Here is an 11,368-nt window from a genome sequence, read left to right on the forward strand (position 1 = left end):
ATGTTTAAAAGTACAGATTTAAAAGTATATTTTATATGCGGTACACAAGATATACATGAAGGGAAAAGTTTAGAACAGGTAGTAACACAAGCTTTAGAGTCTGGAGTTACAATGTTTCAATTTAGAGAAAAAGGATCAAAAGTATCTCAAGACAAAGAGATAGAACAACTGGCATTAAAATTAAAGGAACTTTGCCATAACTATCAGGTGCCATTTATTGTTAACGACAATGTTGCACTTGCTTTAAAAGTACAAGCTGATGGTATACATGTAGGTCAAGATGACGCCAAAGTTGAAGACTTTTTTGAACAATTTCATGATAAAATTATTGGTTTAAGCGTGAGCAATCTAGATGAATTGAAACATTCTGACTTAACACATGTCGACTATATTGGGGTTGGCCCTATATACCAGACACCATCAAAGTCTGATGCTAGTACACCAGTAGGTCCTGAAATGATTCTAACGTTACGAAAAGAAATAGGTAATTTTCCAATCGTGGCTATTGGTGGTGTGACCGAAAATAATGCACAAGCAGTAGTTGATGCAGGTGCGGATGGAATTTCAGTTATATCAGCTATCGCTAGAAGTCAAAATATTGACAGCACTGTTAATAAATTCTTAAGTTATTATAATTAACAAAGAAATTTTTCCACATATTGTTTTCTACTGTAGTATTAGTATGATAAAATAACATCTATGTGAAATAACATAATAGAGGTGGAAAAATGAAGAAAAAAGCACTACTACCTTTGTTTCTAGGGATAATGGTCTTTTTAGCAGGGTGTGACTACTCTAAGCAAGGAAATCGCACGGGTTTCTTCTATAATACATTCGTAGATCCAATGGAAAAGATACTACATTGGTTAGGTTCAGGCATTTTTAATAATGATTATGGTTTAGCTATCATTGTATTAGTTTTAGTTATTCGGATTGTTTTATTACCGTTCATGTTATCAAACTATAAAAATAGTCATATGATGCGTGAAAAAATGAAAGTGGCCAAACCTGAAGTAAGTGAAGTACAAGAAAAAGTTAAACGTGCAAGAACTCAAGAAGAAAAAATGGCAGCTAATCAAGAAATGATGCAGGTTTATAAAAAATATGATATCAATCCAATGGCAAGTATGTTAGGCTGTTTACCAGTTTTAATTCAAATGCCAATCGTCATGGGATTATATTTTGTACTTAGATATCAAATTGGCGGTGGAATTACACACCACCCACATTTTTTATGGTTTAATTTAGTTAAACCAGATATTTGGATTACAGCTATTGCCGGGGTACTATATTTTATTCAATCTTACATTTCAACGAAAACGATGCCAGATGAGCAACGTCAAATGGCATATATGATGATGATTGTGTCACCTATCATGATTATATGGATTTCATATCAATCAGCCGCAGCACTTGGCTTATATTGGTCAGTCAGCGCCGCTTTCTTGATTGTTCAAACATACTTCGCTAACATGTATTATTCAAAACGTGCTAAAGAAGAAGTAGCACCAATGATTAAACAATATGAAAAAGAAAAAAATCAAGGAACAAAAAAAGGTAAAAACACACAAGTAGTCTCAAAAAATAATAAAAAGAAAAAATAAGAATTCATAGAAAAAGAAGTCAGTAAATGAGTTTTGTAAATTCATTTACTGGCTTCTTTATTTACAAAAATACGTATTATCGGTGTGTTTACTTAGGGGGCTAGGACATTAAGTTCTTAAACAATGTAAAAAGACAATTTCTATTAAAATTATTTGATAGAAATTGTCTTTTACCTTGTGTATTAGATAATGTACAGCTCGTTATCATTTTTGGATGATATGATGTTGCACCACGATGATGATTGAATTCATTATCTGGGATTGTTTCATACATATCGAGAAATATTATTTGTAGGAATAAGAATTGAAGTTTCCATTGGTAGTGTATAGTGTAAGTTGTCTATTCTGCTCAAACCCAAAATACGTTTATCTCGACTGCATTATTATTGATACCAATCATCAAAAAATTGGTTGATGAACTGTTTCATGAAATCATGGCGTTGTATGGCAATATTACGTGCTGTTTCAGTATGCATTAAATCCTTTAATTTTAGCAATTTATCGTAAAAATGACGTATCGCTGATGGTTCAAAGGTTGTTATTTCATCTGCTGAAGGTATTGATGAAGTTGGTAACTCTGTCCACATCGGTTCATTAAAGTGCCCGGCGAATTGGAATGCTCTAGCGATACCTATAGCACCAATTGCATCAAGTCTGTCAGCATCTCTAACAATTTGTCCTTCTAAAGAAAGGGGAATTTGATTATTTTCTCCGTTGCGATAGCTTAAATGTTTAATAATAAAAATAATTTCATTAATTGTTAATGTATCGAGATCAATAGAGTATAAAAAATTTTCTAGTTTTATTGTTGCAGCATCACTAGTCGTTAGTTTACTATCAACTGTATCATGCAATAGACTAGCTATTTCAACAATATCTATACGTTGACATTGCTCTGCTTTAGCGATTTTTAATGCTAAGGAAGTTACTCTTTCAACATGTGCAATATCATGGCCGCTATAATCATGAGCATGAAAATCCAACATATATTGTCTACATAAATCAAGTTGCGCTTTTAAATTCATTATATACTCCTTTAAATCTCTTCAGATATAATTAAATATATTAGCTCATATAGTACTGATTAAAGCTAAATGTAAGCTACATTCAACAGGCAAGCTTATCATTAAAATGATGTGACTTGTGTCATAATATTGGGGATAATAATTGAGAAATACCCTCTTTAAATTTAATAATTAAGCCACGTTGATTATAAAGTTCTTGTGTCAATTTATAAGAAACTTTCATATCTTCTATAAAGGCTGTTTTCAATTGATGTGCAACATCCACATCGTAAATAAAGGCATTTACTTCAAAGTTAAGTGTGAAGCTTCGATGATCCATATTTGTTGTTCCAACACTAGCAATTTCATCATCGATAACAACAGTTTTGGAATGTAAGAAACCATTGTCATACTGATAAATGTTTACGCCAGCTTCTAATAGAGAGGCGACATTTTTTAATGTAGCCCAATAAACGAATGGATGATCTGGCATACTTGGTATCATTATATTAACTTCAACACCCCCCAGTGCTGCGATTTTAATAGAGTCTAAAAAGGCTTGGTCAGGAATGAAATATGGTGATTGTATGTAGATTGATTTTTTCGCAGATGAAATCATTTTTAAATAACCATATTTAATTTGTTCCCAATCTTCATCTGGTCCACTAGAAGCAATTTGTACACCTTTTTGGCCTCCTGAATTTACATCTGGGAAATAACGATCACTGTACTCAATATTGTCACGCGCAGCTTGAGAATTCCAATCAAGTATAAACCTTAATTGTAAGGCGTTTACAGAATCTCCTTCTAAGCGTAGATGTGTATCTCTCCAGTAACCGAATTTTTTATATTTTCCAATATATTCATCGCCAACATTAAAACCACCAACATAACCAATTTTGCTATCTATAACGACAATTTTACGGTGGTTACGGTTATTCATACGCAAGTTAATCAATGGTAATTTAGAAGGGAAGAAGGCTTCAGCTTTGCCACCTTTGTTTCGAAAATGCTTTAAATCTTTCTTTCTAAGCCCACGTGAACCCATATCATCGTATAGCATTTTAATTTCTAATCCTTCATCCAACTTATGTTCGAGAGCTGTCAATATCTTATGACCCAAGTCATCACTTTTAAAAATGTAATATTGAATATGTATATAATCTTTCGCATGATTGATATCATCAATGAGCGAATCGAATTTTGTTTTGCCATCTGTAAATATTTTAATAGTGTTGTCAGTAGTTAGAAAGGCAGCATTATTATACAACAACATACGCACCATATCTTTATATTTAACAATTTGATGATTCCCTTTAGAAAAGTTGTCTGATTCTAAAGCTCTCATCTGTTCACCAACAATCATTTCAAGACCAATTTTATTGTTTTTATTTAATTTAAATATTTGTTCTCGCTGAATTTGTCGACCTAAAAGTAAATAGAGTATGAAACCTATAATAGGAAGAAATACAAGAACTAATAACCAAGCCCAAATTGATCCGGCGCTGCGTCTTTCCATAAAGATGATTGTAAAGGCAAAGATAAGGTTTAAAATAAAAGCACTAATTAAAAATATGTTTATTAGTAAATTAGAATGTGCCAAAGTTAATGAAAAGAATTCAACCATATAGAACCTCCTAGCCTAACATTTTATGTTTGTCACAATATTAAATGAATAATACAATTGTATCATGTAGTTGATAAATATCATATTGTAATTGTTAAAAGTGGTTGAATTTGCTCATTGTAATATACAATAATTAGTAAGTAATTGAATAAAGGGGTGTTTACCTTGAACGAACAAGATCATGCACATCATTCTAAAATTGTAAAAGCAAATTTAAAATCTAGATTAAATCGTATAGAAGGACAAGTGCGGGCAATTAATCGCATGGTTGAAGATGATGTTTATTGTGATGATGTGTTAACACAAATAAGAGCAACACGCTCAGCATTAACGAGTGTAGCAACAAAACTATTAGAGCATCATATGAAAAGTTGTATCATGGATAAAATAAACGATGGGCAGGAAGTTGAAGCGATGGAGGAATTGCTAGTTACATTTCAAAAGATGCTAAAAGACTAGGAGGAGAAAATTGTGGAAAAGCGATTAATTTATATTACAAATGTGACTAATGAAGACGACTTGGAAAACTTACGAACAAGGTTATTAGAGATGATTGGTGTTAATGAAGTAGTGATCAATTTTGATGAACGTGCAGTTAATGTTACTTTCGAAACATCAACTAATTTAAATGCACTTGAAAAAGAAATATATGATGCTGGCTATCATGCTATAGATGATTTATAAAATAATTTCAAATAAATTTTCAATTCATGTAGTAAACGACAGCTAATTAGGGTAGTATGTATGTGAAAGGCCATATAACGAGGTGAAATTATGAAACAAGTCGATAAAATTCAAAACATGGTTAAATACTTAACATCGCTAGGTGTAAATATTAAGAAAACAAAATCTCGTTTAGACATAATGAATACTTTGCCAGCCTCAGCAACAGTCACTCATAAACTAAAGTAACATGTCACTTTTATTCAAAGGTTCGAGTGCGTCTTTAAGTCGATTTACATTGCTATAAAAAGGAATATTGGATATCATTCCTAGAAAAACAAGCCAGAAAATGAGTTTATACGCTCATTTTCTGGCTTTGAATTTATGATTGTTATTCTGATTTTCACTCAAATGTGAACTCATGGAATAAACTAAGACAAAAGTAAACATGGTTTCTTCATATTGATAATTGAATGTAAGAAAATTAATAGAGAAGAGCTAAACTATGAACTAAATATTGGCAGTAGCTGACTGGATTGAAAATAAGCTTATAGCAAGCTTTTTTCAAATTTAGTTAACTTTACTGGGGGACGGGACTACAAATTCATAATAAATTCTGTCCCGCTCCTTTCTTTACTTTGTAATTTAAATCTGAAACCTCTCTATTTAAGCTTTATTGAAGACTTTGATACGTCATGGTAGTAAATGGATAGAATAACACCGATACCAGCCATTAAACTCCAAAGAGAGCTACCACCATAGCTAATAAAGGGTAGAGGAATACCAGTAATAGGTAATAGCTGTATTGTCATACCAATATTTTGAAGAATATGAAATACAATCAAAGAGATATAACCTACGATGAAAATTTTACTAAAAGGAGCTTCTACTCTAATTGCTAAACGAATTAAATGAAAAATTAAAAGTAAAAAAACAAATAGTAAAATTACTGCGCCTATAAAGCCCATTTCTTCACCTATGACTGAGAAAATAAAATCCGTGTGATTTTCAGGAATATAAACTTCACCATGATTATAGCCTTTACCAAATAGCTGTCCTGAGCCAATAGCTTTTAACGATTCTGTTAAGTGGTAGCCATCTCCACCACTATATGAATAGGGGTCTAACCAGGAATTAATACGACCCATTTGATACATCTTAACACCTAAAGACTTTTCAATTACAGAAGGTGCGTATAAAATGGCTAAAATAATGCTACTTCCAAACACAATGACAGAAATAAACAAAGGTGCTAACAATCTCCATGTAATACCACTAACCAACATTACTCCAGCTATAACAGCACATATAACAAGTGTCGTACCTAAATCATTTTGTAATAAAATGAGCGCCATAGGAATAATTGATACACCTATTATTTTGAAAAATAAAACTAAATCGGATTGTAGTGACTTATTGAATGTAAAACGATTATGTCGTTCTACAATTTTCGCTAATGCTAAAATTAATACAATCTTCATAAATTCTGATGGTTGAATACTTACTGGTCCAAAACTATACCAACTCGATGCCCCGTTAATCACAGGTGTAATAGGCGTTTCGGGTAAAATTAGTAAACCGATAAGCAATACACAAAAAATAAAATATAATAAATATGTATTTTTTTTAATTTTTTTAGGTGAAAAAAGCATGATAATAAGAGCGATGAAAGCACCTAAAATATAATAAATAACTTGTCTTATACTAAAATTGGCACTATATTGACCGCCACCCATTGCTGAACTAATGAGTGTGACACTAAAAATGGCTAGTATAGTTAAAATACCTATGAGCACCCAGTCTATTCGTTTGAGCCAATGTTTATTAGGCGTTTGACGGGATGAATATTTCATTTGTAACTCCTTAATTTCGTTAGTTTCTAAATTGATTATACAATGATTTTACTGTAGATTAAAACATTTGACTATAGAATATCTATGATAGCAGCTAGTTGCACAACAACGTGTTGTAAATCGTTTTAAAAATGTTACAAAATTTTCGGATAACCTTTATATCATCAAATGCATTCAACTCATGTTTTATGGTAATATTAAGTTTCAGAAAGTAATCTTTAGAGGATCGTTAAGTCGCATATTTTGTGTGAATACTGTATAAACAGTAATGAATTTAAAGGTATTCATTTTATACTTTGACCTGGTATAACGTATTGAATTGCTTAATGTTGAATCAATATTGGAGGAATACATAATGAAAAAAGAAAATATTTGTATTATTTATGGTGGTAAAAGTGCGGAGCACGACGTTTCAAAGCTAACAGCACAAAATGTATTAAATGCTATTGATAAAGAAAAATATTTAGTGGACATTATTTATATAACAAATGATGGTTTATGGAAAAAGAAAGGTAACATAACAGCAACGATTGAATCTCCAGAAGAACTTACTTTAACAGATGTTGAGCCAGAAGATATTACTTTATTATTAAAGCAAAGTAGTGCTGGTGAAGCATATGATGCAGTATTTCCACTATTACATGGACCTAATGGGGAAGACGGTACGATACAAGGTCTGTTTGAAGTATTGGATATTCCATATGTCGGAAATGGCGTGTTAGCTGCTTCAAGCTCAATGGATAAGCTCGTAATGAAACAATTGTTTGAGCATAGAGGGCTACCACAATTACCTTATATTAGTTTTTTACGCAGTGAATATGAAAAGTATCAAGGAAATATCATTAAATTGGTAAAAGACAAATTAGAGTATCCTGTTTTTGTTAAACCGGCGAATTTGGGATCAAGTGTAGGTATTAGTAAATGTAACGATGAACAAGAATTAAAAGCTGGCATTGCCGAAGCATTTCAATTTGATCGCAAATTAGTAATTGAACAAGGCATAAATGCCCGTGAAGTAGAAGTTGCAGTTTTAGGTAACGATTATCCAGAAACGACTTGGCCTGGAGAAGTAGTTAAAGATGTTGCATTTTATGATTACAAATCCAAATATAAAGATGGGAAAATTAGATTACAAATCCCAGCAGAGTTAGATCAAGAAGTGCAACTTACTTTGAGAAATATGGCACTAGAAGCTTTTAAAGCAACGGACTGTTCAGGTTTAGTACGTGCCGATTTCTTCGTAACTGAAGACAACCAAATTTTCATCAATGAAACGAATGCCATGCCTGGATTTACTGCATTTAGTATGTATCCAAGTTTATGGGAAAATATGGGCTTATCATATTCAGATTTAATTACAAAACTTATAGAATTAGCAAAAGAGCGTTACGAAGATAAAAAGAAAAATAAATATAGCATAGACTAAGAGCGAGGTAAGTCATTATGATAGAAGTAACTTTGCGACAAATTAAATCATGGATCGATTGTGATATAGATGACCAATTTTTAGATGTTAAAATCAAAGGCGTAACAATTGACTCACGTGCGGTTCAACCGCAAATGTTATTTATTCCTTTTAAAGGAGAGCATGTAGATGGGCATCGCTTTGTTAAACAAAGTATACAAGATGGTGCTGCAGCTGCATTTTATCAAACAGGTCAAGAAATTGGTTCTTCATTAGAAGAGCAACCATTAATTTATGTTTCTGACACTTTGACTGCATTACAACAGCTTGCTAAAGCATATTTGAATTATGTTCAACCTAAAGTGATAGCTGTGACAGGGTCAAATGGCAAAACGACTACTAAAGATATGATAGAGAGCGTATTAAAAACACAGTTTAAAGTGAAAAAAACGCAAGGTAATTATAATAATGAAATTGGTATGCCCTTAACAATTTTAGAATTGGATTATGACACTGATATATCAATTTTAGAAATGGGTATGTCTGGATTTCATGAAATTGAATTATTGTCTAGTATTGCAGAGCCAGATATTGCCGTGATTACGAATATTGGTGAATCGCATATGCAAGATTTGGGTTCAAGAGCGGGTATTGCAAAAGCGAAATCTGAAATTGTTACTGGACTAAAAGATAACGGTATTTTTATTTATGACGGGGACGAGCCACTATTACAGCCACATGTAGCACAAGTAAAGCATGCGAAATTAATCAGTGTGGGCTTGGAACAACATAATACGTATGTTTGTACAATTGATTCCAATCAAAATGATGGTATTGCTTTTAATATTAATAATACAGAACATTATGAATTACCTATTTTAGGCGTTCATAATATGAGGAATGCTGCGATTGCCATTGCAGTTGGACATGAGTTAGGCTTATCATATGAGATGATTCAACACAATATTAAACATGTCCAATTAACTGGCATGCGCATGGAAAGACATGTAACAGAACAGCAAATTACAGTGATTAATGATGCCTATAATGCAAGTCCAACAAGTATGAAAGCGTCTATAGATACGTTAAGTAATATGGAGGGACGAAAAATATTGATTTTGGCCGATTGTCTGGAGTTAGGTGACAACAGTCAACATATGCATGAAGAAATAGGTGAATATTTAAAAAATAGAAATATTGATGAGCTATATACTTTTGGTGAAGAAGCACAATATATTCATCGTTCTGGACAGCCCTATGTGTCACATGCACAACATTTTGAGTCTAAAGAAGCAATTATAGAGCAATTGAAAAAAGAATTAGTTGCTGGCGACAAAGTGTTAGTGAAAGGTTCTAGAGGTAATAAATTAGAGGATATTGTTAACGCAATTATTTAATATAACGTAGTTCAAGACCTAATTGTATTGAAAAATATAATTAGGTCATTTTTTATAAAAAAAGCCTATCCAAGCGCTTTTAGCAATGTATGATTAAATTTTTTCTATCTGATTGCAGAAACCCTTTATTGCTATAAGATAATATAGGTGGTACTATTAAGAAGTTGACGAAACAAATACGAACGTATACGTAAATAGTACGACGAGAAATAAATAGATAAAAGGAGAATTATATTGCAAAATTTTAAAGACTTAGGGATTTCTGAAAAAACAGTTCAAACCCTAGAAAATATGGGGTTTAAAGAACCTACGCCAATTCAAAAAGACAGTATCCCTTATGCATTAGAAGGAAGAGACATCCTCGGACAAGCACAGACAGGTACAGGTAAAACTGGTGCTTTCGGTATTCCTCTAATAGAAAAAGTTGTAAATAAATCAGGTGTACAATCACTGATTTTAGCACCTACACGTGAACTAGCGATGCAAGTAGCAGAACAATTAAGAGAGTTTAGTCGTGGACAAAATGTTCAGGTTGTTACGGTATTTGGAGGTATGCCAATTGACCGTCAAATCAAGGCGCTTAAAAAAGGACCTCAAATTGTTGTAGGAACACCTGGACGAGTTATTGATCATTTAAATCGTAGAACATTGAAAACGAATGGCATTCACACATTGATATTAGATGAAGCTGATGAAATGATGAATATGGGCTTTATCGATGACATGAGATTCATTATGGATAAGATACCGGCAGAGCAAAGACAAACGATGCTATTCTCTGCTACAATGCCAAAAGCGATTCAAGCACTCGTGCAACAATTTATGAAAACACCTCAAATTGTTAAGACTATGAACAATGAAATGTCAGATCCTCAAATTGACGAGTATTATACAATTGTTAAAGAATTAGAAAAATTTGATACTTTTACTAATTTCTTAGACGTTCATCAACCAGAACTTGCCATTGTATTTGGTCGAACAAAGCGCCGTGTTGATGAATTAACAAGTGCTTTATTATCAAAAGGTTATAAAGCAGAAGGATTGCATGGAGACATAACACAAGCCAAACGTCTAGAAGTATTAAAAAAATTCAAAAATGATCAAATTGATATTTTAGTTGCTACAGATGTAGCAGCGCGTGGTTTAGATATTTCAGGGGTAAGTCACGTTTATAACTTTGATATCCCTCAAGATACAGAAAGTTATACACACCGCATTGGTCGTACTGGCCGTGCTGGTAAAGAAGGTATAGCTGTTACCTTTGTCAATCCAATTGAGATGGATTATATTCGTCAAATTGAAGAAGTTAATAGTAGAAGAATGACTGCTTTGAGACCACCGCATCGTAAAGAAGTTTTAAAAGCGCGTGAGGATGACATTAAAGAAAAAGTTCAAAACTGGATGTCAAAAGATAATGAACCAAGATTACAACGTATTTCAAGCGAATTGTTAAAAGAATACGATTCAACAGAATTAGTTGCGTCATTACTTCAAGAATTAGTTGAGGCAAATGATGAAGTAGAAGTTCAATTAACATTCGAAAAACCTTTAGCACGTAAAAATCGCCAAAGCAAGAACGGTGGAAACCACAGAAGAAGTAACAAAAAACGTGGTGGAAAATTTGAAACACGTAATAAACGTACAAAAGGTAATTATAATAAGAAAAAGTCAAATAATTTCGATCGTAAAGATAAATCAAGCAAGAATCGTACAACAAAAGGACGTACATTTGCTGACATGCAAAAATAATATAACTATTGTTGAATCTGGGACATCATGTCTTAAACTATGAACTAAATAATGGCAGTAGTTGAT

The 11,368-nt window shown here is 32.5% G+C and carries 11 protein-coding genes; 8 read left to right on the forward strand and 3 right to left on the reverse strand.

The window, feature by feature from the left end; all coding sequences use genetic code 11:
- Together thiE and yidC are read left to right on the forward strand one after the other, a co-directional pair.
- Positions 1-639 (forward strand): thiamine phosphate synthase, encoded by a 639-nt coding sequence (gene thiE, locus AL499_RS11155; protein ID WP_002492090.1) that lies wholly within the window; start codon positions 1-3, stop codon positions 637-639.
- An 89-nt stretch (positions 640-728) separates the two neighbouring features.
- Positions 729-1,604, forward strand: coding sequence for a membrane protein insertase YidC (gene yidC / locus AL499_RS11160; protein ID WP_002461212.1), 876 nt, complete (start codon positions 729-731; stop codon positions 1,602-1,604).
- Between the two features lie 383 nt (positions 1,605-1,987).
- On the opposite strand, the gene AL499_RS11165 is transcribed toward yidC, so the two are convergent.
- Positions 1,988-2,629 carry an HD domain-containing protein gene (locus tag AL499_RS11165; RefSeq protein WP_002492092.1) on the reverse strand — a complete coding sequence of 214 codons (642 nt, stop codon included), beginning with the start codon at positions 2,627-2,629 and terminating at the stop codon, positions 1,988-1,990.
- A gap of 121 nt (positions 2,630-2,750) precedes the next feature.
- The gene (cls, locus tag AL499_RS11170; protein ID WP_062248904.1) at positions 2,751-4,235 is read right to left on the reverse strand and encodes a cardiolipin synthase; all 1,485 of its coding nucleotides are present in this window, start codon (positions 4,233-4,235) and stop codon (positions 2,751-2,753) included.
- 165 nt (positions 4,236-4,400) lie between these two features.
- Between cls and csoR the strand changes: the two genes are divergently transcribed.
- The 3 genes from csoR (at position 4,401) to AL499_RS12585 (ending at position 5,147) form a co-directional block, all read left to right on the forward strand.
- A complete protein-coding gene (gene csoR / locus AL499_RS11175) occupies positions 4,401-4,694 on the forward strand; it encodes a copper-sensing transcriptional repressor CsoR (RefSeq protein ID WP_002492098.1) in 294 nt (97 codons plus the stop codon).
- 12 nt (positions 4,695-4,706) lie between these two features.
- The gene (csoZ, locus tag AL499_RS11180) at positions 4,707-4,919 is read left to right on the forward strand and encodes a putative copper chaperone CsoZ (RefSeq protein WP_002492077.1); all 213 of its coding nucleotides are present in this window, start codon (positions 4,707-4,709) and stop codon (positions 4,917-4,919) included.
- A gap of 90 nt (positions 4,920-5,009) precedes the next feature.
- Entirely contained in the window at positions 5,010-5,147 is a 138-nt protein-coding gene (locus tag AL499_RS12585) for an Lmo0850 family protein (protein WP_002461206.1), read from the forward strand.
- A gap of 413 nt (positions 5,148-5,560) precedes the next feature.
- Here AL499_RS12585 and AL499_RS11185 read toward each other — a convergent pair whose 3' ends face one another.
- Positions 5,561-6,751, reverse strand: a complete 1,191-nt coding sequence (locus AL499_RS11185) for an FtsW/RodA/SpoVE family cell cycle protein (RefSeq protein WP_002461205.1) — start codon at positions 6,749-6,751, stop codon at positions 5,561-5,563.
- Positions 6,752-7,106: 355 nt separating this feature from the next.
- On the opposite strand from AL499_RS11185, the gene AL499_RS11190 reads away from it, so the two are divergent.
- From AL499_RS11190 to cshA, 3 genes are all read left to right on the forward strand, one after another.
- Complete coding sequence (locus AL499_RS11190; RefSeq protein ID WP_002461204.1) at positions 7,107-8,177, forward strand: D-alanine--D-alanine ligase; 1,071 nt, start codon at positions 7,107-7,109, stop codon at positions 8,175-8,177.
- 17 nt (positions 8,178-8,194) lie between these two features.
- Positions 8,195-9,553 carry a UDP-N-acetylmuramoyl-tripeptide--D-alanyl-D-alanine ligase gene (locus tag AL499_RS11195; RefSeq protein ID WP_002492089.1) on the forward strand — a complete coding sequence of 453 codons (1,359 nt, stop codon included), beginning with the start codon at positions 8,195-8,197 and terminating at the stop codon, positions 9,551-9,553.
- A 234-nt stretch (positions 9,554-9,787) separates the two neighbouring features.
- Positions 9,788-11,302: a degradosome RNA helicase CshA gene (cshA, locus tag AL499_RS11200; RefSeq protein WP_002461201.1), complete on the forward strand. Its 1,515-nt coding sequence runs from the start codon at positions 9,788-9,790 to the stop codon at positions 11,300-11,302.
- The last annotated feature ends 66 nt before the right edge of the window (positions 11,303-11,368 follow it).

It is taken from the genome of Staphylococcus lugdunensis (assembly GCF_001558775.1).
GTDB classification, from domain to species: Bacteria; Bacillota; Bacilli; order Staphylococcales; family Staphylococcaceae; genus Staphylococcus; species Staphylococcus lugdunensis.

Coding starts and splice junctions, on each gene's coding strand:
- AL499_RS12585 (WP_002461206.1), top strand. CDS start 5,010: ATGAAACAAGTCGATAAAATTCAAAACATGGTTAAATACTTAACATCG.
- AL499_RS11190 (WP_002461204.1), top strand. CDS start 7,107: ATGAAAAAAGAAAATATTTGTATTATTTATGGTGGTAAAAGTGCGGAG.
- AL499_RS11165 (WP_002492092.1), bottom strand. CDS start 2,629: ATGAATTTAAAAGCGCAACTTGATTTATGTAGACAATATATGTTGGAT.
- AL499_RS11195 (WP_002492089.1), top strand. CDS start 8,195: ATGATAGAAGTAACTTTGCGACAAATTAAATCATGGATCGATTGTGAT.
- cls (WP_062248904.1), bottom strand. CDS start 4,235: ATGGTTGAATTCTTTTCATTAACTTTGGCACATTCTAATTTACTAATA.
- thiE (WP_002492090.1), top strand. CDS start 1: ATGTTTAAAAGTACAGATTTAAAAGTATATTTTATATGCGGTACACAA.
- yidC (WP_002461212.1), top strand. CDS start 729: ATGAAGAAAAAAGCACTACTACCTTTGTTTCTAGGGATAATGGTCTTT.
- AL499_RS11185 (WP_002461205.1), bottom strand. CDS start 6,751: ATGAAATATTCATCCCGTCAAACGCCTAATAAACATTGGCTCAAACGA.